We start from the raw sequence: 24,603 nt of genomic DNA, 5'->3' as shown, positions 1-24,603 counted from the left end.
TGTGATCGTACCGGCTCCGGAAAGCAACATTCTTTTCTGTAGCGCCACATCGTGTTTGGTGACCGGATATTCAGGCAGGCCATAACTTCTTTTTCGGTAACGAGCTGTTCAATTTGCATAGCATTCTCCTTTACCCAACCTGCAGGCGCGACGAATCCGCCAGTGACCGGTTGAGAGATTGTTTTCATATGTTAATTTGTAAGGGAAAGGTTAGTTTTTAGTGTGTATTGCGCTCAACATTCAATCAAACATAAATTTATTTGAATCTTTTAACTTTAGGTCATTTACATATAAATTCCGTTGTGATTACATATCTAGGAATAATCCTACCCTGGACTAATGCAATGATCTTTTTTGAAGATGCACGCGGAAATACAGTGCTTGTTAAATCCTCATCCATCAAGCAGGTGGAGAAGTTTGGTTGTCATTCAAAGGTTTACGTTGATGGTTCAGCTTCACCTATAATAGTTAAAAGAGATATAAATTCTATTATGATGGAATTGGAAGAGAAGCTTAATAATAAGGAATATAAAGTTACCTCCGAGTGAATTTTATTAAAATTAATAATTTAATTTATTTGTTTTTTAAATTAAAAGCATTTGCACGTTCGTGCTTTTCTGAATCTTCGCGACAGTAAATATCGCAATAGTGTCCTTTATTGATCTTGGCATCACAGTTATAGCACTTGCCGATGAATGGTTTCGGCAATGGCCGGTTAGCCATCGCTATCTGTAACTGCTGATGCTCAAGCTCCGATGCCTGGTCGAGTGGGTCGGCGTGGGTCATAGTGGTTTCCTTTAGGCAATAAAAAACCGCCTCGGTGGGCGGTTGTTCGAATATTCGGTTTTCTTTTTCGAAACAGCGTATATTAGTGGTTTACCTTCCAAGGCTGATACATGACCATCAAGCAAGATCCACGAATAGCTTTAATCGATTTTTTGCGCGCCATACCTATAAGCATTCGCATGGAGGAGTACGTTTTCATTACTCTTTACTGCCTACAGCTAAATCCAGAGGATGATTTTCGTAATTTAGAGAGCAACGTGCATGATTATCTGTCAATTTCTGGTTTGAGAGGAATCGGCGCGGTCATATGTGCACGAACAGTAATAACCAGAAGAATGTCCAAAGCAGTGCAAAAGTTAAATAAAGCTGAACTTGATTTAAAAGGTATAGAAGAGTTTCAACCAGAATTCAGTCAGCGGATTCTCTTGGGCATCCCCCTGAAAAAGAAACACTATTCTCAGGTTGTGGGAAGGTGGGATAAGCTTTTAAAGAATGCATTATCTGACGACAATATTGACTATTACGAGAGAAACCCCAGGAAGCTATGTGAGATATAACCCAGGCCATCACTCCCCCAGCCCGTTGAGGCGTTTAATGAAGTTAATCCCTTTCACGAACCCGTCAAATTCATTCATGAACTTCTGACCATCCCAATTACTAAATGAATGGCTACAGTAGCTATTGCCGCATCTTGATGTCTGTGTCGGGATTCGGTTTCCTTCCTCAAAAGCATCCTGCAAGTCTCCAGGTAACTTAATCACCGGCACTGGCGGTGCGGTGTATTTAACTGCTTCCTCAAGCAATAGCCGCTCCTGTTCCTCCTGGTGTTCCCACATACCACGGCGATCGCCATCAAATTCAGAAGCATCTTCGCGAACATTTCTCACTTTAGCCGCAAGTTCTGCAAGTTTTGATGTGTCAGCCGTCAGGGATGCGAGGGCGATTTCCTGTCGCTGTAATTGGCTTTCATATTGCGACAAGTCAAAGTCAACATGATGTTTAGACAGTCGTAAAATATGCTCTTTAAGATGGCGTATTTCTTCTTGGCAATCAGCAATCAGCTCCTGCTGCCGTTCATTTGTCAGTGTCATCAATAATCACCCCGCTGTACTTTCAACTGAAGACGGAAAGTCTATTTTTTCATTAAATCCCGCGCCGATATTCTGGACAGCAGTGCACCAATCACTGGAATTTCTGCTATTAAGTGCGCTCATTACTTCATCAGCTCGGCGTAAGTCATACAAGCAAATAACTGGGTCACCAATTGTGTAAAACCCGATTTTTTTCGGGGATGGGCATCGGTCAATAACGCACTGCAATTCGCTTATCCACGCCTGTTCTTTTTTGTTTAATTTAGCCATCACTTCGCCTCCCACTTGATGTCAGCGTTATCCAGCGCTGCGTTAACTTCTGCTTCTGAATATGCGTATATCGCTCGGTGAGCATCAATGAAATCCCTGCGATGCAAAACGCTAAGAGGTTTAGGCAGCTTTACAGTACGGGCTTCCAGATCTGCTATGCGCTGATTGGCCAATTTAAGTCCCTCGCCAATGATTGGTAAAATCCGCCCCATCAACTGACATTGAATTTCTTCCGGCGCTTCCGGCCATCCTGGAGAGCTAAGACCGGCGCAGAAGTCGACTATTTCGCTTGCTACCAGTTCTGTGATATCAGTCATTAGTAATCTCCCCAGCTATATGTATCAGCAATTGGCCCAGGTTCGTCAGCGGCAAGGAATGTTTCACTGTCTGGCGCTCCGGCGATAACCCTTTTTGTGTATCCGTTTTCATCTTTTGGATACGTGATATAGCCAGCCTCTCTAAGGCCTTTAAGGCAAAGCTCTACTGTCTCCGCAGTTAGCCTGATTCGGCTTAGCTGAAAAGTTTTCCGATAAATAAACGCTGAAAGAGCTTCTGTTTTTGTATAGTGATAACGAGATCTGGCACCGCCTTTGGAGCACCGTTTAATGTGTTTTTTCTGGCGTTCCTTATTCCCACCAGTCCAATATTTGACAAGCTGTTCAAAACTCATCATTGGCATATCGCTGACGTGCCAGAATGTCTTTTCTGTCTCCCTGATAATTACACGCTTCCATAGCATAACGACTGGCCTTCCTTCGCTATCGTTACCGTCAACGTATCGATAGCAGTATTTCCTGTCTTCTGGGATATCAGTCATGCTGCACCGCCTTCGCTTGTCACGTTGTTAATAGCCGTTTCTACCTGCTGAAAGACGCGCTGAGATTCTTCGCCGGTTAGTTCACGACCCATTTCGAATTCGAGAGAATCAACGACAAGAAATGCAAATCCTTCGATTGATGAGAGCATCGCGCTGTTGATGTCGCTCTGCACCAGTTCTGTGATATCAGTCATGATGCGCGCTCCATTTCAGACAGGCCGACACGGACAGCATTCACGATGCGGTCAAGGTACTGATATTTATGATTCGGTACAGAGGGCCACTTTGCGTACCATGGGTCATCACCCAGCAGGTCAGGAAGCTTGTCACCTATTCGACAGTCACAACAGCTAACCTTAACGTCCTCAGCATTTTCTGCCTCGAACCACATTTCTCGGGCTTCACTGGCTTCAATATCTTTACCTTTGCGTAATTTAATTATTTCTGACTTAACAAACATCAGATTGGCATCATTGTCGTCATCGACTGTTCTTCTCAGGTCAGGGTCGAAATATCCGATTAAGTATTCATTGCTTACTCGCTTGATGAACTCCTGTACTGAATCACCGCCCATTGCGAACCAGGCCCCAGTCCACGCCTTCCCATAGCATGTAATAGTGATGCGGCCTTTCCCTGGCTCATAGTTTTCAATCATCACTCGGATAGGGTCCAATCGCTCCGCGCCGGAAATAGTGAATGCGAGTAAATCTATTTTTTCGACAGCAATGCCTGTTGATAGTGTTTCCACTTTGTTCCTCTCCAACAGATAACCCTCCCGGCGGCCAGGTGGCAGAGGAGAGGGTGAATAGGGGGTTAATTAGTCGCCGAAGCCACCGCGTCCTGATGTGTTTGCTGTCGGGAATGTTGCCTGCTGCTGCCCTTGCTCATGCCAGTAGCGCCGCCAGTCCTCGGCGTTCTGCTGCTGCTTCCTTTCGGTTATCCATTCCGGCTCCGGCGGCCTGACAGACATTTCCATATGCTTAATGCGCTGCTCCGTCCGTTTCATCATCTGATTCAGTCGTGGGTGTGACTCTCCGTTTTTAGCCGCGGTGAGTGCTTCCATGCATTCCATAACAATCCTTTGGTTACGCAACCATTCTCCGCGCTCACGCCCTGTCATCCGGATGATTCGGTTAGCTTCATAATTACGCTCCCATCCCTTCAGATGTGACAAAGCCGCCGACTCTTCCGGTGACAGTTTCATGATGTGGCCTTATTTAGATGGAATAGATGAAATGGGCAGGGTGCTGCAGGCCAATAGGAGCAAAAGGAATATCGTCATCAAAGTCCATTGGCGGTTCACTCATTGGCGGTGGAGTAGATGGACCAGCCTGGCGCTGCGGTTGCTGTCGTTGCTGCTGAGGTGGTTTGTTTCCCTGACCACCTTCCTGTTTACCGCCCAGCATTTGCATAGTTCCGTTTATGCCGACACGAATCTCAGTGGTATACCGGTCACTCCCTGACTGGTCCTGCCATTTTCGAGTTTGTAGCTTACCTTCCAGATAAACTTCCGAACCTTTGCGCAGGTACTCGCCAGCTATCTCTGCCAGCTTCCCGCTGATGACCACACGGTGCCATTCCGTCAGCTCCTTCTGTTCACCTGTCTGTTTATCACGCCATTGCTCAGATGTTGCTACTGACAGGTTAGCGAAGCAGGAACCTGACGGGGAGTAGCGCACCTCCGGGTCCTGACCTAACCGGCCAGCGATGATTACCTTGTTTACGCCTCTGCTTGCCATTTATGCTGCCCTTTCTAATTCGTGAAGCCTGATGCCGGTATCCTTTTTGCACTTGGCTTGATAATCAGGGAAACCGTCCAGTTTCCTCCATGTTTCCTCATAAAGCTTTTTCACTTTGTCAGGCATAGGCTCATTCATAATTTCTTCGGTAAACTTTCTGAGTATTTGCTCCTGCTCATGAACTGGCACCTGATCGTTGCTCGGCGATTCTTCTTTTGTCTGTATATTTGCTGGCAATGCCCAGCCTGGCAGAGTAGGTGTTTCCCACCACAGAGAGTGGAATTTGTTTGTCTGCTTATCCTTGTAAGAAGCTTTGTTCCACTTGTTATTGCGCTCTACAGTGCAGATAGCGAACCGCTCCTCTAACTGGTAAAGGTATCGTCCGATCCCCCACTGGACAGCAGCCCGCTTCATTGCACCTGATCGACCGCCTTTCACTGCTTCGACCTGAGTATTTTCAGCAGCGTCCCATTTGGTTATCCATTCACCGTGCACATTAATTGAAATCCCGCACTCAACACCGCCATTATTCGGTATATCCCGGAACTCATTACGCCATCCGCCTTTACCACAGACATCATCAAGACGCTTCATAATCGCCCTGTTTGTGACATAGCAAAGCACCATTGCCCACGGCCCATTGCTTGCCATGCCACACTGCTGTACGCGCCACTCGATATCTTCCGCTGCGAATGGCTCATCAAGTAATCCCAAATCCATCATGAATAATCCCCCACAAATTCTTCCCAACTGATTTCCGGATTCTGGCGTTCCGTTGCCAGATCGATGTTTTCCCGCTGAATGGCGGCCATATCCTCTTTGAGTGCTTCCCGGAGCTCTGCAATAAAGTCCGTGTCATTGTCACGCCACATTGTCCAGCCTCCGCATTGAGTCCACGTATTCAGCCAGTACTGCAAAATCCATTTGGCCACACAGTTCCGTTTGCTGCTCAGTGGTCAGGCTGTCAATAGCGCAATCTTCCATTGATACGCTTACCTTCCCTGGCCGAATGGCTCTGCGAGTCTGTACATCCGAGCATTCGATTTTCAGATTCAGTTTCATTTCGACCCCCAGAAGTCTCTGACCATTTCAACGAAACCAGCTGATGTATTTGGATAGAAGTGAACCGAACCGCTGAATGCAATTACCAACTCAGCACCCTGAATGATGTATTTCATGCGAAAGCCTCCCGACCCGGCCTAACCGGATTAATTGACCAGCGCCCGCGCCGGCGCATACGTTTACGTGCGTTATCGACAATTAAGTCGAGAAGTGATTTAGCAGCGCCAATGACGCCGCCGATGACGTGGGTCATTAGCGTTACCTCGTTTGGTTTATGGGTCATATAACCGCCCACTCAGTGAATGGACGCTGATATGAGGGCGTAAAAAAAGCAGCTCAGTGGCTGCTTAGTTGGGTATAACGACAATTACCGTATTAACCATTGTTCCTGATGATTTAAATGAACCATCAGGCAGTTCTTCAATGTGTCCGCCGCGGTTATCAATTAGCTCTCGAAAATCTGAAGTTAGTTTGTTGCTGCGGAACGTTACGGACGAAGACATGACCGATACGAGCAATCCTCCAGGTTTTAAAAACTTTAAAGCGTGGGTGACATGCTTAATATCAGCCTGTCGGCCAAATGGAGGATTCATAACAACCCGGTCATAAATAGGAGTTGGAGCAACAGTTAGGAAATCGACTGGTTCACCAATTCCTGATAATCGCAAGTTCATAGCGTGTAGCGCATCGTTATTGGCTGGCATCAGCTCGTACATATCAACCATCACATCTGCTGCCGCATCGTGAGCCGCCTTAGCAATTGCACCTTTACCAGCGCTAGGCTCAAGAACCATCATTCCATCCCGAATGTCTGCCAGGTGAATTACGTGCATGACAACACCAGGAGGGGTGGGAAAGTATTCAAAATCATCTTTCGGTACAGCAACATCTCCAGTCAGGATTATCTGTTCAATGCGCTCCGCTGCTTCGATATCGAAAACGTGCGCCTTGGCCTTACGGTTCCATTTGCCGCCTGCGGCTTCAATAACCTTGTTAGTGCGAGTGTACAAATTCCGGTCCAGTTGCCCTGTAAGAACTAAATTATTCCCGCTGCACTGACATGCGCTCAGCACATTTAGCACTTCGTTATCAACTCTCACTTTCCTATCTCCCATAAAAAAGCCCCTGCATAAGCAGAGGCGAAATTTAATCAGAACAAGTCTTCCACTCCTGTTCAGGGCAGTATTACCCACATAGCCCACTCTGAAATGAGCTATAGGGGGTTACTGGATAGGTGGGGGAGGTAATGGCATCCAGTGGGTTACCTTTGTGTCGCCAAATGAATTTATAATCCAGTTGCCGCAAATGATGGTGCACACGTCAATATTTCCTGACTTGAAACACAAATATGTTCCATCTTCAGGCATCCGATCACTACACTTAATCCACTCACTCATAATCACCTCCCCATCATCCAGAGAACCACTGACACTGCCAGCCAGAACGCCAGCAGCAGGACATAAGTAATCAGCCACACCTTTGTGCTGTATGTCATATTTCACCCGTAAAAAAGGCCGCTTATGCGACCTGTTGTAACTTGATTCTGCCCTCTCGCTGACTGGCTCGATTTTTCCATGCAAGGCCAACATAGCATTCACGCAGGCTACCTAAATCACGATGAGTCACCGCTTTCTCTCGGTATTCGTTTTTGGCTTCGCGGAATGTATTCATCCACCTTTGATAAAATTCCATACTTCACCTCACACTAAAGGAATAGACCGACCGCGCGACTTCTGGCGGCCGGTGCATGTAATCCGGTCACCTTTGGTGCGGTGTCCGGCTGAGTAAATTGCGACATCCGGCATACACTGGGATACCTGCTCCGGACGGTTACGCCAGTTGGGTGCTCTCAGTGCCTGCTCAACTCGATCTACCGGCTTCAACTGCATAGCCTCTGCTGATTTACGGGCGTTAAACTCTGCCATACGGCGTCTGTTTCTGTTCATTGAAGTGTCCTCTGTAAGTTCTTTGGTGGGGGAGTCATCGCGACATTGTGGCCCAGTCTCAGCTTGTGCCGACTGCCGTCCCGATACAGCGACAGACTGAGATCTGCCATTGCTGATTAATTTTGTGCTCGGTGACTCACCCCCGAAGAACTCACTTCGGCCTGTGTATTCACAGGAACCTTGTTTTTAAATAGCAGCCTGACTTCATGTCCGGCGCGGTAAGTAGTCCGTTTACCGCATCGATGTTTCGTTTCGATGGGTAAAATTACAAGAAAGTTTGTTATCTGTAAACAATAAATCTTGTATCAATTCTTGTAAAATACTCATTTGCTTGTTTTTTAAGGTTATTTATTTTTGTGGGCGAAAAAATCCCGCCCTGTGAGTGGCGGGATGATGTCGGAGATTCGGTTTTTTTTATGATTTCGGATGGTGCAGTCATCAGGCAGGGAGGAGGTAGGAATAAAAAAGCCCACAGCCGTGAGGCTGAGGGCTAAGCCGGGCAGTGATGTTATTTATAAGCTCGGGTAAGTTATCGCAAACAGGCTCGTCATTTTATGACGTATATCAAAATCCGGACGAAAAAAAACCCACGGTTAAGTGGGGTGTATTCAGGACAATACTAATGGGAACTATTGAGAGAGTTAAACTTCAATCGCCATATGTAGTATTAACGCCTTTCTTCAGCTTGTCAAACTCCAAGGAATCAGCAGCTTACTTGATTGTTCAGGATTTGGTTAAAAAAAAGCCCACGTGAAGTGGGTGGATGAATCGAAACAGGTGATGTTGTTGTTATTGTCGTTGCCCTGCTGGTGATGCCTTACCAGTTGTTGTCAGGCTAAAGTCTCACCTGGTGAGAGGAATAAAAAAAACCCAAGAGACTTGGGCATCAATGGCACACAACGATTTTATTATCTGACGGGCTATAGCCTCGCCTAATTTAGATAATCTATAAATTGTCAGTTATTGTCAACGAAAAAAACCATAACCCTATGATAGCTATGAACTTATTAGCGTCCTAAGCTTCTTGTTTCGGGGTTGTACTGTGTAAGAGTAGTGGCGTGCGGGAATGATAGTTGGGGAGGGTGCTGCGGATTGCGGGCACAAAAAACCCGGCGCGGTGGCCGGGGTGTATTATTTTGCAGCATCTAGTAGGGCCACAGGGACGATTACATCGTTGTAGCCTGCTGTTTTAAGCGTCGAAAGTGTAAATGCTCTAAGGTATGGATAAAGTATGCTCCTGACAGGAATATCCTTGGCTGCTGCATCGACATCCTCAACAGAAACTTTATCCCCCCTCACAATTGCCATTTGGGTTGCTTTAAATAAAAACTCACCGCCTTTGTGCAATTTTAAGGTCATTTTTATTCTAAAATCCGTACCGTTATCAGCATTAAAATCCATGGAAGAACTAACATCCATATCAAAATCTTTACCTGATTTTGTTGTGTCTTTAGTAGGCGATAGACTGAAATCGATCACCAAAAACTTTATAACTTCAAAAGGCATGACGGACCTCGCAATAACTCAACTCAATGACTTTTTCACCCATGACATTCACTAAGGATGAATCAGATTCGCGGCGAGGAGTTATGTCATTTTTAGTGTTCCAACTGTCAATGATGTGGCGAGGATTGGATACGGGAATTTCGTTTCCAATTTGAGCGATGGTAGATTTACGCCTTGGGCGGTATGCTCTGTAAAATGCCACTGTGCGGAAGTTTGCCGGGCTTACAGAAACACCTGCTTTTTTAGCCAACAGAATGAAAGCCCCAGGGATTTCCCTTGCGACAATAAGTAAATTGTCCATAGATTCAGATTGTGAGACGTCATCATTTTCATATTTGCTAAATGCTACTTCTCCACCGCCGAAAATCTTTGCAGCTTCAAACTGATTGATTTTAAATTGGTTTCTTATGGCTTTGATTTCAGCCCCTGAAAGCAATCCGTCAACCTTTTTCCTGAATGCAATAGTTAACCTTTTCGATTCTTTCGAGTGATCATCGGTTTCTGTTTCACTTCCGCAATCATTGCAGCAGATAAAGCTATGAGGGATGAGAGTGGTTTCCCCTTTGTATTCAAATGGAGTTGATTCACTCTGAATTTCAACATTAGATGACCCGCAAGCCAAACATGCACAATTTTTCATAATACTTACCTCTGTCATAAATGACATGAGACTATCAACAGAACCGTTCCAGTATCAGAAATACCGAACTTAACATAGTATTCACACCTATAGTCTCTTTCGTTCTCATGGTCATGCTCAATCCTGACCAAGCTATAAGCATCGCAGGCAGCCCATGGGCCACCTGGCTTTGACTGACACCACTCTGAATTTCTATATCTCCCATCACGAGCAGCAGCTAAAACCAGGTTGAAAAGGTCATCATTATCATAAGATAGATTATCTCTATCATGCCTAGCTTTTCTCGTCCATGCTGTAGCTGATGAGCAATTAGCTTCAATGTCACTAAAAGTATATAGCGGGGTGTTTCTTTTTATCTTTAGGTCTGCGATTTCACCAGGGAAACCCGACTTATGCTTACTAACAATTTTTACCATTATGGTAAGTAAACCCCGCAACTGTCAACGTGGAGACTGTAAATCATAAAAACAAGTCTTAAAACTTTGATCCCATCACCCAAACCGCATCTTCGCTTCTACTGCTACACCGATTATCTTGCAATTTCCGTTGATAGGGATCATCGGCCATGCCGGATTCAGACCTTTCAGGAACTTACCGCCATCAATAATCAGCTTCTTAAACGTGGCTTCATTGGAGTCGACCAGCTTTGCGATCACTAAGCTACCGTTGATTGCATCTTTTCCGGTATCAAACAGCACATACATACCCTCAGGGACGCTCAGGCCGGTTGGCGCAGTCATAGAGTCACCTTCGACCTTCAGCCAGAACGCATCACCCTGAATATGGGCATCTGATTCGAGCCACTCGCTGATCTCACTGATGGAGTAAGCTTCTATGGCCTCGGCCCAACAACCTGCCTGAACGGAACTGAGGACGGGGTAGCGTTTGCCAGGCGTGTAGGTTCCAGCGAACTGAAAGTTATCGCCTTTTACTTCATCATCACTGCCTTCCAATAACCATTTTGCACTGACACCCAAAACAGATGACAGTTCAGGTAAGTATCTGGGTCTTTTAGTTTTTCCGCCTTCAAGTTGCTCAATCGACTGCTGCGATGTGCCAACCTTTTCAGCTAATTGTGTCTGAGTTAATCCAAGAGAATCCCTTTTGATTTTAACTCTATCGCCAATGTTCATTTTTGTTACCTCTACTTCCATGTTCACAAGAAAGCCTGTAATTGACAAACAAAGTAACTTGTTAGACAATACAAGAAAGTTTGTTAACGGAGGATGATATGGAAGGATTATCACACCGACTCAAACAGCGCCGAGAAGAAATGAAATTCACTCAGGCTAAGTTAGGTGAACTTGCTGGAATGTCCCAGCAATCAATTCAGCTGATCGAAGCCGGTGAGACCCAAAGACCTCGAAAACTGATTGAGTTAGCCACTGCACTAAAATGTGATGCGGCCTGGCTGATTTATGGAAATACCGGCCCACGCGCCGCTTAGCGCCACCCGCTCTTTAACAGTCAGCCACCCTCGGAATACCAGGGACCAACCCAAGTGACAGCCTTTGCTGATCACTCAACTAAACACACAAGGATTAAATCAAATGGAACTAACAACCACACGCAACAAGGCCCGCGCAATTGAAAGCAAATTGCTGAATAAAATCGCATTAGTCGGCCTGACCAATGTTGCTAAAGCAGTTGGCGTTGATAAGTCTCAGGTATCGCGCTGGAAGGCCAGCTTCATTCCGAAGATGTCACTGCTTCTCGCAGTTCTGGAGTGGGGAGTGGATGACGAACAGATTAACGAGTTGGCCCAGAGGTTACGGGTATTGCTCACAAATGAAAAGACCCCAAAGAACGGCGAATTCTTTGAGGCCTGATAGCGAATTACTGGATCAATTCACAGGAGTAATTATGTCGTCACTTTATCAGCTTTACAAGCACAAAGAGAAAAACGGTACCGGCACGTCAGTAAACAAGACTTACGTGGTTCCGCTGTCTGAACTTTACGTCGAGCCGGGCTTTAACGTCCGTGAAATCGATCAGGAGCATGTTGCCGAATTCCGGGATGCGTTCATTGCCGGTGAATACCTGCCACCGCTGGCCGTTCAGGTCACAGAGAAGGGCATCAAGATTCTGGATGGTCACCACCGCTACTACGGGGCGCTGGCCGCTAAGGAAGCAGGGCACCCGATCCTCCGCATTGAGTGTAAGGACTTCGTCGGTTCTGATGCTGACCGTATCGCGTTTATGGTCACTTCATCCCAGGGTAAGCCGCTGACACCGATTGAGCGTGGTTCTGCGTATCTGCGGATGATTAACCAGGGCTGGGAACCGGCAGAAATTGCCAGAAAGGTTAAACGGTCAGTATCGGACGTTAACCTGCATCTGGATCTGGTCCGTTGTGGCACTGAGCTGCTCGACATGGTTCGTTCTGGCGAGGTCGCGGCAACAACTGCTGTCGCTTTATCCCGTGAGCACGGTCCGCATGCGACATCTGTTGCAGTCGGACAACTGGATAAGGCTAAGGCCGCGGGTAAGAAGAAAATAACCCGTGCTGACGCTATGCCGCTGTTCAGTGCATCGAAAGCCAGGCGAGTGTTGGAGCTTTTGGTCGATGCATCAGAGGGAACTGCAGGGCCTGAATTTATTCATGTCCCGCTGGGTGTTAAAGACGAGATCTTTCGCATCCTGGAAGATTACAGAGCCGGTATCCGGCAAGGGGAGGTTTAATGAACCTCGCATATGAAAACGTTTCACCAATCAGGCCCGATCTCCGGGCCGTGGAGCGCCGTGTGGTCGATACCGATAATGGTTATACCAAAATCGCTAACGAGCTACTGGAGGCTATTGCAAGCGCCGATTTAACAGCGCGTCAGTTGAAGGTCATGATGGCTTATATTCGTAAAACATACGGCTTCAACAAGAAAACAGATCGCATTGCTGACGAGCAGATATCTCAGGTCACTGGGATATCGAGACAGAACGTCAACAAGGCAAAAAAAGAACTGCTTTCAATGAATTGCCTGTTGATGGAAGGGAATCAGATCGGAGTTAACAAAGAGGTTGCGGCGTGGCAATTCAGCAAGTGTCTCCAAGTTAGTAACTTTGTCTCTAAGTCAGAGACAAAAAGTGTCTCTAAGTTGGAGACTTTACCTGTCTCTAATCCAGAGACACACAAAAGACATTATCCAAAAGAAAAGAAAGAAAGTAATAAACCCCCTAAATCCCCCAAGGGGGAATCGTCGAAATTTGACCCCCTGAGCATTCCCGTTCCGGACTTCCTGAACAGCCAGTCTTGGAGAGAGTGGGTTGAGTACCGTCGCCAGTCTGGTAAGCCAATCAAAACCGAGTTCACCGTGACCAAGGCGTTCAAGCTACTGCGCGAATGCTACGACGAAGGGCACGACCCGGCGGCAGTGATTGATTCCAGCATCGCTAACGGTTACCAAGGCCTGTTCAAGCCAAAGGGCAGACCTACACCGCCAGCCAACCAACAGCCTGAACCACACTGGAACAGCGCTGAATCGTGGGAGGATTTTATATGAGCCGATTACTCCAGGCAGTCGCCAACCGTGATGCCAGCGCGTTATCGCAGATCGCCGGTAGCTATCCTGAGAAGCCATCACAAAGCGTGGTCAACAGCGAGGCAGAGCACCTGGTTGATGCATTGTTCCGGCAGTTCAGGCAGGTATTCCCGGCGGCGGCCGCAACGAATTTGCGCACTCCGGCAGACGAATCAGCCGCAAAAAAACAGTGGATTGCTGCTTTTGCCGAAAACGGGATCACCACCCGCGAACAACTGACTGCCGGCATGCGGTGGGCGAGGGCGAAAGATACTCCGTTCATGCCGTCACCGGGTCAGTTCATCGAGCAGTGCAAAGCCGGAGCCTGCCATGCCGCAGGGTTGCCGGATGCCGACGAACTGTACCGCCGGGTGATGAAATACTGCGGAGAACGGGGATTCTACGAGTGCCCTGAGAACTATCCCTGGGAGAACAAAGCGGATTACTGGATGATCACCGCTCTCTACAGCCAGATGCAGGCCGGTAACCTGACTGAATCAGAACTCCGTCAACGGTGCAGTAAGCAGCTCAAATCAATGGCTGACCGGATCACTTCCGGAGAGGATATCCCAGAGCCCCGGAAGCAGATCCCGCAGCTGCATATACCGTCAAAACCCGATGTGGCGAAATCACATATCGCGGATATTCGGGCTCGGTTCGGGCTGCGCAAATCCTGACCTTACTGTCGTTGAAGGCGATTTTAGTACCTTAATCTCCACCGGATAAATTATTTCCCACGGGGATTGTCAACGTGAGTACTACAGGGGGATGTGTTCAAGGATTCTATTATTTTTTGTACCATCTCTTGGCCGAAATCACCAAAGCTCGTGTTCATTAACCTGAGAAACATTATTGTATTTTGGGCTGGGCCTTCCAGTTTCCATGTGCAATTTTTGAAGTCACACCCACTAAGCGAAATAGGACTTCTGCCCGAGTAGACAACTAGGCAATCTGAGAATTTGCAGCTGTCATAGGCGACGTTATCCAAATCGACTCTGCTATTTGTGAAGGTACTATTTCTGACCTTGTTCATTTCTTACACATCCCAATTGTTATCAACTTCAACTTTACTGTCCTGACTAGAATTACCTGGTAATGCCTCCAACTTATTGATGGTGCTTTATGTTCAGATAATGCCCGATGACTTTGTCATGTAGCTCCACCGATTTTGAGAACGACAGCGACTTCCGTCCTATCCTTGCCAGATACTGCCTCAGATTCAGGTTATGCTGCTCAATTCGCTGCGTATATCGCTTGCTGATAACGTGCAACTTTCCCTTCAGCCGAGATTCATACAGCTGCCAGCCATCCGTCATCCATATCACCACATCAAAGGCCGGCAGCAGGCACAGAAGACGCTCCAGCGTGGCCATAGTACGCTCACCAAAGACGTGCGCCACGACCGTCCTCCTATCCTGGCATACGCGTAAAACAACTAGCGCTGGCGTGATTTAGCCCCTACGTAGCCCGATTGTTCGTCCATTTCCGCGCAGACAATGACGTCACTGCCCGGTTGTATACGTGAGGTTACCGACTGCGGCCTGAGTTTTTTAAGTGTCGTAAAATCGTGTTGAGGCCAACGCCCATAATGCGGGCGGTAGCCCTGCATCCGACGCCATTCATGGCCATATCAATGATATTCTGGTGTGTTCCGGGTTGTGATGCAGTGTAAGTGAAGCTGATTTGCCATGTTTTACGACAGTGAGAGCAAAGATAGCGCTGATGTCCGGCAGTACTTTTACCGTTACGTACGACGTTTTCAGTAGCTGAACAGGAGGGACAGCTGATGGAAAGGGGAGCCACGGGAGCACCTCAAAAACACCATCATACACTAAACCAGTAAGTTGGCAGCATCACCTCAAAGCTATTAGGTTCGATTTGAATATAAACAACTTTCATTAAACTGATGTTTATTACTAAATTCCGAGCAAAAATATCACACCATATTTAAATGCAACCTTAAATTACTTAGTGTATAATTCAATTGCACAATAATAATTAATAGTGTATTTTTAGTCCGGAACTATGATTTCTAAAACGGAGATTGAAAAGTGAAAATATATTACGCATTAAAAAGAATAGCGTATATTGCAGGTGCTTTATCTATTGGTTGCGGCTCGCTTCCAATGATTTTCAGCAAAACACCCGCACTTCAATACTGGGTGCTTGGGGCTTTTCTTATTTTAATTGGATATTTCATATCAAAGCTTGAATTCGATAAATCTAAATACATCAAGTACCTAAACGAAAAGAACGACGGGCTTTATATTTACTATGCTAAATTTGGTGGGGAAGAGCACGAAATAAAAATAAACACAAAAAACAAAACAATTGAACTAAAGTCAGGAAGAAACTCCTCTACACTAAACTTTGATAACATAAAATCATGGAAATATAACGTTTCTGGAATTAGCAAGGTTAATGTTGTTGGTTCCACTAACAGCGTAATTGGTAATTTCACCGCTTTATCTCAAGCCAACGCCATCAACCACCAAGCAGGGTACAGCGCGTGGGATAATAATGGATTCTTTATTCACACAGATGCATTGGCAAATCCTGTCTGGCATATAAAGATAATACCAAAAGATGTCGCAATAGACCTTAAATCTGACAAGTTTTGGAAAAGTGTCGCTGGCGAATGCGAAGTCTGGATGAACGTAATGAACCGAGCCATTAATAAATAGAAGTCTTACTATTGAGGCCAGCGCCCGTGATACGGGTACTGGCACAGCCCACAATACCATTCATGGCCATATCAATGATTTTCTGGTGCGTACCGGGCTGAGATTCGTTGTAAGTGAACCGTAGCTGCTATGTTTTACGGCAGTGATCGCAGAGATAGCGATGATGTCCGGCAGTACTTTTACCGTTACGCACCACCCCATCAGTAGCTGAACAGGAGGGGTAGCTGATGGAAATAGAAGCCACTGGATCACATCAAAAACACCATCACACACTAAACCAGTAAGTTGGCAGCATCACCGAATTACCTTTGATATTTGCGTCCATAAAACCCTTATCCGATTGGTAATCGGATGGTGAATAGAGGACCTTATTGTTGAAATTTAATGTAATAAAAAAAAGCATCACAAGGAGTGATGGGAATGAAATCAAGAACCATAGAAATCTTGATTGAAGGTGTTCGATATGTATGAACGGTAAAACAGTGGTGGCACTGACCTCAACTGATCCAGCAAATACTGCGATGATTGTTAGAGGATTTTTTATATGGCTAATCGTAGACATATTTTCCATAACCCAATGTTTCTAAAAGTATCCTTGGCGATTGACCACAACTTCTACAGTGGTTCTTTATTGATGCCAATGTGCTTACAGTATCAAGTTTAGTTTCAGAATAAACCACAAATCTAAAATGGATAGGAGGTTATTTGCAATTCGACCTGGTGAAACACCCAGGCGGCGTATTCTCTCCAGCAAATGACACTGACCTCGAACGACTCCAGCGCTTCAAAACCGGCGAAACCTACACAGCCGAAATCAAACTAACCCGTAATCCGTCCTTCCACCGCAAGGTAATGGCCTTCTTTGGCTTTTGCTTCGATCACTGGTGCGCTAATCGTGCCGGTCTGGAGCATATGGACGAGCACAGTCAGTTTGAGCGGTTCCGGAAAGACCTGACGATACTGGCCGGTTTCTATGTCCAGACAGTCAGGCTGAACGGTGAAATACGGACAGAGGCGGAAAGTCTGGCGTTCGCCAGCATGGACCAGGAGAAGTTCGAGAGGGTGTACAGCGCACTGATTAACGCCGCCATCAAACACGTATTTTCGGGAACCAAAGACCCGAACATCTTAAACAGGCTGTATGCCTTTTTCTGAGGAAGTCTTATGACAGACAAATCCAACACACCGGCAGAGCACAAAGATACTTGGCAGACGCCGCCGGAGATCTTCCGCGCTCTCAATGCTGAATTTCAGTTCCAGCTCGATGCCGCCGCCAGCCCGCATAACGCGCTTTGCCGGAAGTACATCACTTCTGAACAGGATACGCTCCGGACTGATTGGAGTGACTATGTCGACAACGGCTATGCCTGGCTAAACCCGCCGTACAGTGCGCCGCTACCGTTTGTCGAAAAGGCCGCAGAGGAAAAAGAACTGAATCATGTCGGCTGCGTGATGCTGTTGCCAGCCGATACATCGGTGGGATGGTTCAAAGAGGCAGTCAGAACTGCGAGTGAAATCCGGCTGATCACCGGCGGCCGCTTGGCGTTTATCTCCTCGCAGACTGGTAAGCCGGTCGGCGGTAATAACAAAGGGTCATTGCTAATCATCTGGCACCCGTGGCCAACAGGCGCATGCCAGTTCAAAACAGTGGACCGCGATCAGTTGATCAGCTTTGGAAAACGGCTGATAGAGAGGGCGGCTTAATGCGGACAGGAAAGCACTACGTTGAGAGTGAACTCGAATACCTTCGTCGCGTGGCAGGCAAGGTGCCGATACCGGTTATCAGTAAGTCACTCAAGCGCACCGAAAACTCTGTTGTGCATAAAGCCCAGCAAATGAAATTAAGCCTCACAGTGCCGAAAAGCGTATTGCTCAAGCACTGGCCTGAATACTTGCGAGGTGATGATGTTTAGCCCAACCCAACGCGCATTAGACAACCTGATATTCCGGCCAACCAAACTTACCCAGAACAAGCGAAAGCGAATCCCAGCCGCCAGTGAGGTTAAGTCTTACGACCATGCCTCTGTACTGCTCCGAGCTAAGTGGGACAGAACCAGAATGCGGAGGGTGCATGGTAACTGACTGCACAGCCTGCGGCTTTCCTGCTAGTGATAACCAGCTCTGTGATACCTGTGAGGAACTGTACAGCGCAAAGAGTCCGAACTTTTACGACCTGGGAGGTGATGATGGTCAGGCAGAAAAAGCCGAAACCTAAAACATGCCGCCACTGTAAATCGAAATACTCTCCTCGGTCCACCACCCAAACAGTCTGTTCACCATCCTGCGCAATCCAATACAGCAAGCACCAGTCAGCGAAACAGGCTGAGCGGCAGGCTATTGCCGATCGGAAAGCACACCGGGAACGCAAAGCAGACCTGAAGCCATTAAGCCACTGGATAAACATGACCCAGCGGGCGTTTAACGACTTCATCAGAGCGCGGGACGGGGAAGTATGCATCAGTTGCGGCAGCCGGTCGGCAGTCAGTTATCACGCCGGGCACTACCGGACCACGGCCAAGGCAAGTCAGCTTCGGTTCAACGAGGACAACGTTTCATCACAATGCAGTTCCTGTAATACCCACCACTCCGGAAACATTGGTCCGTACCGCCTCAACCTGATAGCCAAAATCGGAACTGAGCGGGTCGAGGCACTCGAAAACAACAACGAGCCACACCGATACACCAGAGAAGAACTGGAAGCCATCAGGGCGCGTTACAGGAAGAAAACCAGAGAGCTGATCAAACAGCGGGAGGGATTATGATGCTGAATATAGCGTTCGCAATAACTGTATGGGCAATATTTATTTTTATCTGGCTTCCCGTCATGTTCGCCCGGCATCGAAAGCAGATGCGCTCACTCAGGGCAATAAACAAAGGTTATCGATTCAGTAAGAAATACTTGGGAATCAGAAGACTAACCAGGAGTGATTCATGACCTGGCTAACCCGATTACTCAACCACTTCACCCCGATAGTTCCCGATGTAAAACCCGCTCACTGGCAATCATGGGATGCCATCCCCCGGAGGAAGAATGAATCTCGAAAACGCCGTTAAGTTTCACAGCCCGAAATCCCCTCAATTCACCGACTCCCCACGGGCAACCGCATCAGAGGCTTTGACCGGTACTGATGTTATGGGTGCATTTGGGATGGTGCAGAGTCGCTCTCAACTCGGATTCACAGCTTTCAGCGGCAAAATGGATCTGAGTGAGAGCGACAAGAGAAAGGCGATTCAGTTACTGACACAGCATGGAATGAAGCATTGCGACAAGGTGGCAGCCTTACGCAAGCTTGAAACCAAGGATAAGGGAAGGGTGGTGCAAACACTCGCAACTTTCGCCTTTGCGTCATGGTCCCGTTCGGCGGCAACGCCCGGGGCCAGGTGTAAAGACTGCCACGGTACTGGTCGGGCATGCGATCGGGAGAAAACGGAGGCGAGTGGGAAGTTCACGGAGAAGGAGTGTAACCGGTGTTCGGGAGATGGCTATACCCGCCTGCCGGCCGCATCAGCTTTCAAGGCGGTAAAGTCCAATATCACTGATAAACAATGGCGCTATGAGGTGAAGCGTTTTTATGAGTCACTTATATCGGAGCTGGATAAATCAGAGAGTCACGCCAACAGCATGCTGCGGCTGGTTACAACCTCTTTTGACGAAGTTGATAAATCCCAAACGATTGCTGTTGACTAAATGGCGGGAATTGGGTAAATTTGACACCAATGGTGGGATTTTATGCTTTCCATCCAGTCAAATTCAAAGGGCTCGCAGATTGCGGGCCTTTTTTCATTTCTGCGGTATCAAAATTTCATCCAGGCTCTGCTACATCAGGACTTTCTTATGGAGTTTCTTTTACTCTGAGAAATATAAGCTACTCTTAACATTGTAAACATCATCTACAACCCTTCATTCGAATATCCCTATTGTTTGTTTGATTTTGACCTCGCTTCGGCGGGGTTTTTTTTATGCCCAAATTTCACCCTCTGCCAATCGACGACCCGTTAAACATCCTCTCTGACTGTAGCGTTAACGGCACAGGGTGAATCCCTACACACAGCACCGAGCTTTTCTCAAGCAAAGGTGGAACCCATGAAGATAAATATCATGCCCGACAAAATTGCATCGGCAGCAAGCTATTGCGTGTCCGGCACACTTGTCTGCGGAGGTAGCGTGGCCCAATGGATCAATGACCTCGACTGGAACAAGATAGCCGTTATCAGCGGGATCATCGTAGGTGTCGCAACACTACTGGTGAATGCCTGGTACAAAAGCCAGACGCTGAAAGCCTATAAAGACTCGATTGCCCGGGGAATCCCCAGCGCACCACCTGAAGGTGACTGACCATGGCCATATCACCTTCACTCAGAAAGAAGCTGATTGCAGCCGTTGGTGGAGGTGTTATCGCCATTGCCTCAGTTCTGGTTAGCAGTCAGGAGGGAATGGAGCACACCCCGTACCGCGATGGCGGTGGAGTATGGACTGTCTGCAAAGGACACACCGGCCCCGACGTCATTCCCGGACGCACGTACACGGATGCTCAGTGCAATGCTTTCCTGTCTGCGGACATTGCTACCGCCAACCGGTCGGTTACCCGCCTGGCAAAAGTCCCGATGAACGAAATGCAGGAAGCGGCCCTGACCAGTTTCGTGTTTAACGTGGGTGCCGGTAACTTCTCCCGGTCATCTTTACTGCGTGAACTCAACGCCGGTCATTACACCGAGGCCTGCAACTCGCTCACCCGCTGGGTGTACATCGGTCGGACTAAATCCACTGGCCTGATGAATCGCCGGCAGGTTGAGCGTGAAGTCTGTCTGTGGGGTGCTCAATGATTTGGTTACTCGCAAACTGGCGTTATGTGGTGATCACCCTGCTGGCCGGAATCCTGCTCAGCGTTGCAAGCCTGATGAATCACTACCGGCATGCTGCTGATGAATGGAAAGAGAAATCACAGCAGCAAACCGCTCTGGCCGAGTCCAGGCTGAAAACCATTACTGACATGCAGGCACAGCAGAAAGCAGTCTCTGACATCGACACCCAGTACCAGACAACAATTAAGGCGAAAGACGATGAAATCAGTTCTCTGCGCAACAGCGTTGATTCTGGTGCTGTCCGGCTGCGCATCAAAGCAGTATGTCCCGCAGGAGTGCCCAAAGCCGGCACCGCCGCCAGCGGCACTAATGCAACCAGCGCCGAACTCGATACAGACGCTCGACAAAATTATTACACCCTCCGCAGCCAACTGAACCAGGCCACTGCACAGATTAACGGCCTGCAGGCTTACATCAGGGAAATCACCAAATGAAATTCATCCAGTGGCTGAAAAGCCTTTTCACGAAAAAAGAGAGCGAAGAGATGTCAGATCAATCCGTAACCGATACCGCAGTAGCAGACGCAACCACTGTCGCAGCAACCGACACTACTGCAACCACTTCGACAGCCGATACCACCACTGTTGAAACAGCTACTACCGACACCGGAATTGTGGCAACTGTAGAGCGTGACCTCAGCCAGTTCTATGACGTGGTTAAAGAACTAACCGAACGATTCGGCGCTGAATACAAAGAGCTGGCTATCGACTTCGCTAAAGCTGTCAGCGTGAAGAAGTGATCAGAACAGAGGCCATTGCGGTGGCCTCGATTGTGGTTATTATTCAAGTGGTAGGGTGCCTGATAGGAAGATTCCGAAAAAGAAGTTTGCTATAGCTGTAAAAAAAAATTGATAATGTTTTTTTAACTATAGCGGGGTAAGAATATGAAGGTTAACTCTGTAAATCAAACTTTGACGTCTCACAGCGAATTTATGGCAGATCGTTATCTCACTCTTGATGGTGAGTGGTCAGAATCTTGGTGGCAATTCTTCCAGAGGGCAGAAAACGCTCATTTTTGGATGATGAAGCGTAACATCTCAACAGACGGTACTCACATCATCGTAAATTGCCCTCTTGACGAATTACAAACCCAGATAACGCATATTAATTCATACTGCGCTACTGCAGATAAAGACTTGTTAGCATGGGAACATGAAAATTCTAGAATGCAGGAATATGAATTAAAGAAAGCTGCTGAACGGCAGGCCAAGGCCAATGAAGTCTTCAGTAATCTCAAGTTCTAATGCCATCTAATTTATCAAACCGCCTCCGGGCGGTTTTTTTATGTCTGCATCACAGAACATCCCATCCGGGTGCTGTTTAATGCAAGCAACAAGGAACAGAAATGGTAAAGCTGATAGATAATCGCCTTTCTCAAGGCGATAGCATTTGAAGAAGCTATGTGCGTTTCTGAGACGCAACACACTTGTCTTGAAGGCTCTTCATTGCATCAGGTGACATGGGGGCGGTCATCATATGCTGGTATGCCATACACTCCGGAGTTGCTTCCTCGTGATTTTTCTCATGAGCACATGCAGTAAGAGACGCGGATACTAAAAGTAAAATAGTGAATTTAATCAAATCTACCTCCTCAGTTTATAGGGAGTATAACTTTCGCACTATCGTGTAACCAGTTTGATTGGCCTCACCCTATGAATGCTAAATGTCATCTCCTGAAGGTGTTGCGATATCTCTTTTTATCCCGGAAGGCAGAAATCCCGAAGTAAACTGCAATGATGGTCAAAATTACAGCTGATATAAATAGCATTAAGTTATTCATTTTATTCTTGAAATTATAATTTGGTGCACAGTGTATACAGCGGGCTAAAGTATAGTTCAATAGCACTGATTATTTAGGTAGCACGCTTTTGATAAAGATCAACTTTTGGTGCGATTTTTTTTACGTAAGCACCACAGAGAGCTTCACTATGGTGATGTTTAATACAATAAATAAGGGATAAAAATGGCAGGTCTGACAATTAAGCAAGAGGCTTTCTGTCAGGCATACATCGAGAAAGGTAATGCTTCTGAGGCTTATCGGACGGCGTATGCTGCTGACAAGATGAAGTCGGAAGCTATCCACGTTCAAGCGAGTAAATTACTTGATAACCCTAAGGTTACCCTAAGGATTTCAGAACTGAAGGGAGAGCATCGAAAGAGACACAATATTACCGTCGATGATCTTCTTGATGAGTTAGAAGAAGCAAGGCAGTCGGCCCTCAAAGCAGAAACGCCACAGTCTTCAGCAGCAGTCGGTGCCACGATGGGGAAAGCGAAGTTGCTTGGCCTGGATAAAGTGGTAGTCGATAACATTTCCTCTGACGGCAGCATGACGCCTAAGCCGACAACCATTCGCCTGGTAGGAGTATCCCCAGCCAATGGAAAACCAGATTGATCTCCGCATCCCTGAAAAGTTAGTTCCCGTATTCGCAACGCCTGATGTCCGTTACCGTGGAGCACATGGTGGCCGCGGCTCTGCCAAAACAAGAACCTTTGCCCTGATGACTGCCGTTAAGGCATATCAGGCAGCCGAAGCCGGCATAAGTGGCGTAATACTCTGCGCACGTGAGTATATGAACTCACTGGAAGAATCATCCATGGAGGAAGTGAAACAGGCTATTCGCGCTGTACCATGGCTGGATGACTATTTCGATATTGGCGAGAAGTACATCAGGACAAAGAATCGAAACGTCAGTTATGTATTTTGCGGTCTGAGGCATAATCTCGACAGTATCAAATCCAAAGCGCGCATTCTCGTTGCCTGGGTTGATGAGGCTGAATCAGTATCATCGACAGCATGGAAAAAGCTTCGCCCTACCGTTCGTGAGTCAGGTTCAGAAATTTGGGTAACCTGGAACCCAGAGAAAGACGGTAGTGCTACAGATAAACTATTCAGAAAGAACCCTCCGAAAAGCTCACTTGTCGTCGAGATGAATTATGCGGATAACCCATGGTTCCCTGCGGTGCTTGAAGATGAGCGGCAGGATGATTTAGCCAACCTGGATTACGCCGATTATGCGTGGATTTGGGAGGGTGCCTATCTCGAAAACTCCGATAAACAGGTGCTGGCGAATAAGTACGTTGTTCAGACATTTGCAGACGACCTGTGGCAAAAAGCGGAGAGGCTTCTGTTCGGTGCTGACTTCGGATTCGCGAAAGACCCCAGCACTCTCATCCGTATGTTTATTCTGGATAGCAACCTCTACATCGAACACGAGGCCTATGGCAATGGTGTAGAGCTCAATGATATGTGGAAATTCTACGCTGGCAAAGAGGGTGCAACAGAGCGCCAGCTTACAGACTGGATGGTCACCGATGATGCTAAATTCCCGGGGATTCCGGAAGCCAGAAGGTGGCCGATCAAGGCTGACAATTCACGCCCAGAAACAATAAGTCATATTAAAACTGAAGGTTTCAATATATCTGCAGCGCAGAAATGGCAGGGCAGTGTTGAAGACGGCATTACCTGTCTGCGTGGATTCAAGAAAATCATCATTCACCCTCGTTGCAAAGAAACAGCGAAAGAGGCCCGGCTTTATTCGTACAAAACTGACCGGATCACCGGTGAGGTTCTGCCAGTGATCGAAGACAAGAATAACCACTGCTGGGATGGCATCAGGTACGGCCTGGACGGATATATCAAGCGGAAAACCAAAGGTGCCATCTTCTTCTAAGGATTAACTCA

At 47.2% G+C, this 24,603-nt stretch carries 38 protein-coding genes and 2 pseudogenes; 20 read left to right on the top strand and 20 right to left on the bottom strand.

Translation table 11 applies throughout. The annotated features are described in order from the left end of the window. Positions 1-344 precede the first annotated feature (344 nt). Complete coding sequence (locus A7K98_RS13150) at positions 345-548, top strand: hypothetical protein (protein WP_087488973.1); 204 nt, start codon at positions 345-347, stop codon at positions 546-548. A 25-nt stretch (positions 549-573) separates the two neighbouring features. Here the strand turns inward: A7K98_RS13150 and A7K98_RS13145 are convergent, their stop codons facing one another. After that, positions 574-786: a hypothetical protein gene (locus tag A7K98_RS13145; protein WP_087488972.1), complete on the bottom strand. Its 213-nt coding sequence runs from the start codon at positions 784-786 to the stop codon at positions 574-576. A 110-nt stretch (positions 787-896) separates the two neighbouring features. On the opposite strand from A7K98_RS13145, the gene A7K98_RS13140 reads away from it, so the two are divergent. Continuing rightward, positions 897-1,343 carry a hypothetical protein gene (locus tag A7K98_RS13140; RefSeq protein WP_087488971.1) on the top strand — a complete coding sequence of 149 codons (447 nt, stop codon included), beginning with the start codon at positions 897-899 and terminating at the stop codon, positions 1,341-1,343. Positions 1,344-1,352: 9 nt separating this feature from the next. Here A7K98_RS13140 and A7K98_RS13135 read toward each other — a convergent pair whose 3' ends face one another. The 17 genes from A7K98_RS13135 to A7K98_RS13050 form a co-directional block, all read right to left on the bottom strand. Continuing rightward, the gene (locus tag A7K98_RS13135) at positions 1,353-1,877 is read right to left on the bottom strand and encodes a hypothetical protein (RefSeq protein ID WP_087488970.1); all 525 of its coding nucleotides are present in this window, start codon (positions 1,875-1,877) and stop codon (positions 1,353-1,355) included. A gap of 6 nt (positions 1,878-1,883) precedes the next feature. Beyond that, positions 1,884-2,147, bottom strand: a complete 264-nt coding sequence (locus A7K98_RS13130; RefSeq protein WP_087488969.1) for a hypothetical protein — start codon at positions 2,145-2,147, stop codon at positions 1,884-1,886. Continuing rightward, on the bottom strand, positions 2,147-2,464 hold the full coding sequence (locus tag A7K98_RS13125) for a hypothetical protein (RefSeq protein ID WP_087488968.1): 318 nt from the start codon (positions 2,462-2,464) through the stop codon (positions 2,147-2,149). The genes A7K98_RS13130 and A7K98_RS13125 overlap by 1 nt, the downstream gene beginning before the upstream one ends. After that, positions 2,464-2,964, bottom strand: a complete 501-nt coding sequence (locus A7K98_RS13120; RefSeq protein ID WP_087488967.1) for a hypothetical protein — start codon at positions 2,962-2,964, stop codon at positions 2,464-2,466. The genes A7K98_RS13125 and A7K98_RS13120 overlap by 1 nt, the downstream gene beginning before the upstream one ends. Continuing rightward, on the bottom strand, positions 2,961-3,158 hold the full coding sequence (locus A7K98_RS13115; RefSeq protein WP_087488966.1) for a hypothetical protein: 198 nt from the start codon (positions 3,156-3,158) through the stop codon (positions 2,961-2,963). The genes A7K98_RS13120 and A7K98_RS13115 overlap by 4 nt, the downstream gene beginning before the upstream one ends. Continuing rightward, the gene (locus A7K98_RS13110; RefSeq protein WP_087490506.1) at positions 3,155-3,691 is read right to left on the bottom strand and encodes a hypothetical protein; all 537 of its coding nucleotides are present in this window, start codon (positions 3,689-3,691) and stop codon (positions 3,155-3,157) included. Before A7K98_RS13110 ends, A7K98_RS13115 begins: the two co-directional genes overlap by 4 nt. 90 nt (positions 3,692-3,781) lie before the next feature. After that, a complete protein-coding gene (locus A7K98_RS13105) occupies positions 3,782-4,168 on the bottom strand; it encodes a hypothetical protein (protein WP_087488965.1) in 387 nt (128 codons plus the stop codon). Between the two features lie 13 nt (positions 4,169-4,181). After that, positions 4,182-4,703, bottom strand: coding sequence for a single-stranded DNA-binding protein (gene ssb / locus A7K98_RS13100; protein WP_087488964.1), 522 nt, complete (start codon positions 4,701-4,703; stop codon positions 4,182-4,184). Beyond that, the gene (locus A7K98_RS13095; protein ID WP_087490505.1) at positions 4,704-5,423 is read right to left on the bottom strand and encodes a Rad52/Rad22 family DNA repair protein; all 720 of its coding nucleotides are present in this window, start codon (positions 5,421-5,423) and stop codon (positions 4,704-4,706) included. Further along, complete coding sequence (locus tag A7K98_RS21385; RefSeq protein ID WP_157665962.1) at positions 5,423-5,635, bottom strand: hypothetical protein; 213 nt, start codon at positions 5,633-5,635, stop codon at positions 5,423-5,425. The genes A7K98_RS13095 and A7K98_RS21385 overlap by 1 nt, the downstream gene beginning before the upstream one ends. Positions 5,636-6,112: 477 nt before the next feature. Beyond that, on the bottom strand, positions 6,113-6,880 hold the full coding sequence (locus A7K98_RS13085) for a DNA methyltransferase family protein (RefSeq protein ID WP_232461541.1): 768 nt from the start codon (positions 6,878-6,880) through the stop codon (positions 6,113-6,115). Positions 6,881-6,988: 108 nt separating this feature from the next. Further along, positions 6,989-7,132 (bottom strand): DUF551 domain-containing protein, encoded by a 144-nt coding sequence (locus tag A7K98_RS21750; RefSeq protein WP_407703116.1) that lies wholly within the window; start codon positions 7,130-7,132, stop codon positions 6,989-6,991. A 151-nt stretch (positions 7,133-7,283) separates the two neighbouring features. Next, a complete protein-coding gene (locus A7K98_RS21375) occupies positions 7,284-7,436 on the bottom strand; it encodes a hypothetical protein (protein WP_157665958.1) in 153 nt (50 codons plus the stop codon). A gap of 29 nt (positions 7,437-7,465) precedes the next feature. Continuing rightward, a complete protein-coding gene (locus A7K98_RS13075) occupies positions 7,466-7,711 on the bottom strand; it encodes a transcriptional antitermination N peptide (protein ID WP_087488961.1) in 246 nt (81 codons plus the stop codon). Positions 7,712-8,842: 1,131 nt separating this feature from the next. After that, positions 8,843-9,217, bottom strand: a complete 375-nt coding sequence (locus tag A7K98_RS13065; RefSeq protein WP_087488959.1) for a protein-export chaperone SecB — start codon at positions 9,215-9,217, stop codon at positions 8,843-8,845. Then, entirely contained in the window at positions 9,207-9,857 is a 651-nt protein-coding gene (locus A7K98_RS13060; protein WP_157665956.1) for a type II toxin-antitoxin system MqsA family antitoxin, read from the bottom strand. Before A7K98_RS13060 ends, A7K98_RS13065 begins: the two co-directional genes overlap by 11 nt. Before the next feature lie 491 nt (positions 9,858-10,348). Then, complete coding sequence (locus A7K98_RS13050) at positions 10,349-10,990, bottom strand: LexA family protein (protein WP_087488957.1); 642 nt, start codon at positions 10,988-10,990, stop codon at positions 10,349-10,351. 98 nt (positions 10,991-11,088) lie between these two features. Here A7K98_RS13050 and A7K98_RS13045 point away from each other — a divergent pair, with 98 nt between their 5' ends. The 5 genes from A7K98_RS13045 to A7K98_RS13025 all read left to right on the top strand — a co-directional run bounded on the left by A7K98_RS13045 (position 11,089) and on the right by A7K98_RS13025 (position 14,049). Then, entirely contained in the window at positions 11,089-11,304 is a 216-nt protein-coding gene (locus A7K98_RS13045) for a helix-turn-helix domain-containing protein (protein ID WP_087488956.1), read from the top strand. 103 nt (positions 11,305-11,407) lie between these two features. Next, a complete protein-coding gene (locus tag A7K98_RS13040) occupies positions 11,408-11,686 on the top strand; it encodes a CII family transcriptional regulator (RefSeq protein WP_087488955.1) in 279 nt (92 codons plus the stop codon). A gap of 34 nt (positions 11,687-11,720) precedes the next feature. Next, positions 11,721-12,539, top strand: coding sequence for a ParB/RepB/Spo0J family partition protein (locus A7K98_RS13035; RefSeq protein WP_087488954.1), 819 nt, complete (start codon positions 11,721-11,723; stop codon positions 12,537-12,539). Further along, positions 12,539-13,354 (top strand): replication protein, encoded by an 816-nt coding sequence (locus A7K98_RS13030; RefSeq protein ID WP_087488953.1) that lies wholly within the window; start codon positions 12,539-12,541, stop codon positions 13,352-13,354. The genes A7K98_RS13035 and A7K98_RS13030 overlap by 1 nt, the downstream gene beginning before the upstream one ends. Beyond that, positions 13,351-14,049, top strand: coding sequence for a replication protein P (locus A7K98_RS13025; protein WP_087488952.1), 699 nt, complete (start codon positions 13,351-13,353; stop codon positions 14,047-14,049). The genes A7K98_RS13030 and A7K98_RS13025 overlap by 4 nt, the downstream gene beginning before the upstream one ends. A gap of 429 nt (positions 14,050-14,478) precedes the next feature. Here the strand turns inward: A7K98_RS13025 and A7K98_RS21650 are convergent. After that, positions 14,479-15,175: pseudogene (locus A7K98_RS21650) on the bottom strand (IS1 family transposase). Between the two features lie 248 nt (positions 15,176-15,423). Between A7K98_RS21650 and A7K98_RS13015 the strand changes: the two are divergent. Continuing rightward, positions 15,424-16,056, top strand: a complete 633-nt coding sequence (locus A7K98_RS13015) for a DUF4755 domain-containing protein (RefSeq protein WP_157665954.1) — start codon at positions 15,424-15,426, stop codon at positions 16,054-16,056. 7 nt (positions 16,057-16,063) lie between these two features. Here A7K98_RS13015 and A7K98_RS21370 read toward each other — a convergent pair. Next, positions 16,064-16,300 (bottom strand): annotated as a pseudogene (locus A7K98_RS21370) (IS1 family transposase); the annotation flags it as partial. A gap of 461 nt (positions 16,301-16,761) precedes the next feature. On the opposite strand from A7K98_RS21370, the gene A7K98_RS12995 reads away from it, so the two are divergent. From A7K98_RS12995 to A7K98_RS12930, 12 genes are all read left to right on the top strand, one after another. Continuing rightward, positions 16,762-17,211 (top strand): DUF1367 family protein, encoded by a 450-nt coding sequence (locus A7K98_RS12995; RefSeq protein ID WP_087488948.1) that lies wholly within the window; start codon positions 16,762-16,764, stop codon positions 17,209-17,211. 9 nt (positions 17,212-17,220) lie between these two features. Further along, a complete protein-coding gene (locus A7K98_RS12990; protein WP_087488947.1) occupies positions 17,221-17,760 on the top strand; it encodes a phage N-6-adenine-methyltransferase in 540 nt (179 codons plus the stop codon). Between the two features lie 198 nt (positions 17,761-17,958). Next, a complete protein-coding gene (locus tag A7K98_RS12980; RefSeq protein ID WP_087488945.1) occupies positions 17,959-18,138 on the top strand; it encodes a NinE family protein in 180 nt (59 codons plus the stop codon). Positions 18,139-18,242: 104 nt separating this feature from the next. Next, positions 18,243-18,818, top strand: a complete 576-nt coding sequence (locus A7K98_RS12975) for a recombination protein NinG (RefSeq protein WP_087488944.1) — start codon at positions 18,243-18,245, stop codon at positions 18,816-18,818. A 269-nt stretch (positions 18,819-19,087) separates the two neighbouring features. Continuing rightward, a complete protein-coding gene (locus A7K98_RS12970; RefSeq protein WP_087488943.1) occupies positions 19,088-19,744 on the top strand; it encodes an antitermination protein Q in 657 nt (218 codons plus the stop codon). A 396-nt stretch (positions 19,745-20,140) separates the two neighbouring features. Further along, positions 20,141-20,392 carry a phage holin gene (locus A7K98_RS12965; protein ID WP_087488942.1) on the top strand — a complete coding sequence of 84 codons (252 nt, stop codon included), beginning with the start codon at positions 20,141-20,143 and terminating at the stop codon, positions 20,390-20,392. An 8-nt stretch (positions 20,393-20,400) separates the two neighbouring features. After that, the gene (locus A7K98_RS12960; RefSeq protein WP_169715437.1) at positions 20,401-20,880 is read left to right on the top strand and encodes a lysozyme; all 480 of its coding nucleotides are present in this window, start codon (positions 20,401-20,403) and stop codon (positions 20,878-20,880) included. Then, positions 20,877-21,353: a lysis protein gene (locus A7K98_RS12955; RefSeq protein ID WP_087488940.1), complete on the top strand. Its 477-nt coding sequence runs from the start codon at positions 20,877-20,879 to the stop codon at positions 21,351-21,353. The genes A7K98_RS12960 and A7K98_RS12955 overlap by 4 nt, the downstream gene beginning before the upstream one ends. Beyond that, complete coding sequence (locus A7K98_RS12950) at positions 21,350-21,658, top strand: hypothetical protein (protein WP_087488939.1); 309 nt, start codon at positions 21,350-21,352, stop codon at positions 21,656-21,658. The genes A7K98_RS12955 and A7K98_RS12950 overlap by 4 nt, the downstream gene beginning before the upstream one ends. Before the next feature lie 144 nt (positions 21,659-21,802). Continuing rightward, complete coding sequence (locus A7K98_RS12945; RefSeq protein WP_087488938.1) at positions 21,803-22,162, top strand: hypothetical protein; 360 nt, start codon at positions 21,803-21,805, stop codon at positions 22,160-22,162. 719 nt (positions 22,163-22,881) lie between these two features. Next, complete coding sequence (locus tag A7K98_RS12935; RefSeq protein WP_087488937.1) at positions 22,882-23,313, top strand: terminase small subunit; 432 nt, start codon at positions 22,882-22,884, stop codon at positions 23,311-23,313. Further along, the gene (locus A7K98_RS12930) at positions 23,297-24,592 is read left to right on the top strand and encodes a PBSX family phage terminase large subunit (protein ID WP_087488936.1); all 1,296 of its coding nucleotides are present in this window, start codon (positions 23,297-23,299) and stop codon (positions 24,590-24,592) included. The genes A7K98_RS12935 and A7K98_RS12930 overlap by 17 nt, the downstream gene beginning before the upstream one ends. Positions 24,593-24,603: the final 11 nt, after the last annotated feature.

Origin of the sequence: Tatumella citrea, from assembly GCF_002163585.1 — a bacterium.
Taxonomy (GTDB): domain Bacteria; phylum Pseudomonadota; class Gammaproteobacteria; order Enterobacterales; family Enterobacteriaceae; genus Tatumella; species Tatumella citrea.
This window is presented reverse-complemented; position numbering and strand designations above follow the sequence as displayed.

What these genes read in the sequence shown, in the direction of transcription:
- A7K98_RS13130 (WP_087488969.1), bottom strand. Translation starts at nt 2,147, where the DNA reads ATGGCTAAATTAAACAAAAAAGAACAGGCGTGGATAAGCGAATTGCAG.
- A7K98_RS13115 (WP_087488966.1), bottom strand. Translation starts at nt 3,158, where the DNA reads ATGACTGATATCACAGAACTGGTGCAGAGCGACATCAACAGCGCGATG.
- A7K98_RS12945 (WP_087488938.1), top strand. Translation starts at nt 21,803, where the DNA reads ATGAAGGTTAACTCTGTAAATCAAACTTTGACGTCTCACAGCGAATTT.
- A7K98_RS13085 (WP_232461541.1), bottom strand. Translation starts at nt 6,880, where the DNA reads ATGGGAGATAGGAAAGTGAGAGTTGATAACGAAGTGCTAAATGTGCTG.
- A7K98_RS13075 (WP_087488961.1), bottom strand. Translation starts at nt 7,711, where the DNA reads ATGAACAGAAACAGACGCCGTATGGCAGAGTTTAACGCCCGTAAATCA.
- A7K98_RS13025 (WP_087488952.1), top strand. Translation starts at nt 13,351, where the DNA reads ATGAGCCGATTACTCCAGGCAGTCGCCAACCGTGATGCCAGCGCGTTA.
- A7K98_RS13150 (WP_087488973.1), top strand. Translation starts at nt 345, where the DNA reads ATGATCTTTTTTGAAGATGCACGCGGAAATACAGTGCTTGTTAAATCC.
- A7K98_RS13040 (WP_087488955.1), top strand. Translation starts at nt 11,408, where the DNA reads ATGGAACTAACAACCACACGCAACAAGGCCCGCGCAATTGAAAGCAAA.
- A7K98_RS13135 (WP_087488970.1), bottom strand. Translation starts at nt 1,877, where the DNA reads ATGACACTGACAAATGAACGGCAGCAGGAGCTGATTGCTGATTGCCAA.
- A7K98_RS13065 (WP_087488959.1), bottom strand. Translation starts at nt 9,217, where the DNA reads ATGCCTTTTGAAGTTATAAAGTTTTTGGTGATCGATTTCAGTCTATCG.
- A7K98_RS12935 (WP_087488937.1), top strand. Translation starts at nt 22,882, where the DNA reads ATGGCAGGTCTGACAATTAAGCAAGAGGCTTTCTGTCAGGCATACATC.
- A7K98_RS12965 (WP_087488942.1), top strand. Translation starts at nt 20,141, where the DNA reads ATGAAGATAAATATCATGCCCGACAAAATTGCATCGGCAGCAAGCTAT.
- A7K98_RS13035 (WP_087488954.1), top strand. Translation starts at nt 11,721, where the DNA reads ATGTCGTCACTTTATCAGCTTTACAAGCACAAAGAGAAAAACGGTACC.
- A7K98_RS13125 (WP_087488968.1), bottom strand. Translation starts at nt 2,464, where the DNA reads ATGACTGATATCACAGAACTGGTAGCAAGCGAAATAGTCGACTTCTGC.
- A7K98_RS13050 (WP_087488957.1), bottom strand. Translation starts at nt 10,990, where the DNA reads ATGAACATTGGCGATAGAGTTAAAATCAAAAGGGATTCTCTTGGATTA.
- A7K98_RS21375 (WP_157665958.1), bottom strand. Translation starts at nt 7,436, where the DNA reads ATGAATACATTCCGCGAAGCCAAAAACGAATACCGAGAGAAAGCGGTG.
- A7K98_RS13095 (WP_087490505.1), bottom strand. Translation starts at nt 5,423, where the DNA reads ATGGATTTGGGATTACTTGATGAGCCATTCGCAGCGGAAGATATCGAG.
- A7K98_RS13140 (WP_087488971.1), top strand. Translation starts at nt 897, where the DNA reads ATGACCATCAAGCAAGATCCACGAATAGCTTTAATCGATTTTTTGCGC.
- A7K98_RS21750 (WP_407703116.1), bottom strand. Translation starts at nt 7,132, where the DNA reads ATGCCTGAAGATGGAACATATTTGTGTTTCAAGTCAGGAAATATTGAC.
- A7K98_RS13105 (WP_087488965.1), bottom strand. Translation starts at nt 4,168, where the DNA reads ATGAAACTGTCACCGGAAGAGTCGGCGGCTTTGTCACATCTGAAGGGA.
- A7K98_RS12970 (WP_087488943.1), top strand. Translation starts at nt 19,088, where the DNA reads ATGAATCTCGAAAACGCCGTTAAGTTTCACAGCCCGAAATCCCCTCAA.
- A7K98_RS13060 (WP_157665956.1), bottom strand. Translation starts at nt 9,857, where the DNA reads ATGAAAAATTGTGCATGTTTGGCTTGCGGGTCATCTAATGTTGAAATT.
- A7K98_RS13145 (WP_087488972.1), bottom strand. Translation starts at nt 786, where the DNA reads ATGACCCACGCCGACCCACTCGACCAGGCATCGGAGCTTGAGCATCAG.
- A7K98_RS13120 (WP_087488967.1), bottom strand. Translation starts at nt 2,964, where the DNA reads ATGACTGATATCCCAGAAGACAGGAAATACTGCTATCGATACGTTGAC.
- A7K98_RS12990 (WP_087488947.1), top strand. Translation starts at nt 17,221, where the DNA reads ATGACAGACAAATCCAACACACCGGCAGAGCACAAAGATACTTGGCAG.
- A7K98_RS12930 (WP_087488936.1), top strand. Translation starts at nt 23,297, where the DNA reads ATGGAAAACCAGATTGATCTCCGCATCCCTGAAAAGTTAGTTCCCGTA.
- A7K98_RS13045 (WP_087488956.1), top strand. Translation starts at nt 11,089, where the DNA reads ATGGAAGGATTATCACACCGACTCAAACAGCGCCGAGAAGAAATGAAA.
- A7K98_RS12975 (WP_087488944.1), top strand. Translation starts at nt 18,243, where the DNA reads ATGGTCAGGCAGAAAAAGCCGAAACCTAAAACATGCCGCCACTGTAAA.
- A7K98_RS12980 (WP_087488945.1), top strand. Translation starts at nt 17,959, where the DNA reads ATGATGTTTAGCCCAACCCAACGCGCATTAGACAACCTGATATTCCGG.
- A7K98_RS13030 (WP_087488953.1), top strand. Translation starts at nt 12,539, where the DNA reads ATGAACCTCGCATATGAAAACGTTTCACCAATCAGGCCCGATCTCCGG.
- A7K98_RS12955 (WP_087488940.1), top strand. Translation starts at nt 20,877, where the DNA reads ATGATTTGGTTACTCGCAAACTGGCGTTATGTGGTGATCACCCTGCTG.
- ssb (WP_087488964.1), bottom strand. Translation starts at nt 4,703, where the DNA reads ATGGCAAGCAGAGGCGTAAACAAGGTAATCATCGCTGGCCGGTTAGGT.
- A7K98_RS12950 (WP_087488939.1), top strand. Translation starts at nt 21,350, where the DNA reads ATGAAATTCATCCAGTGGCTGAAAAGCCTTTTCACGAAAAAAGAGAGC.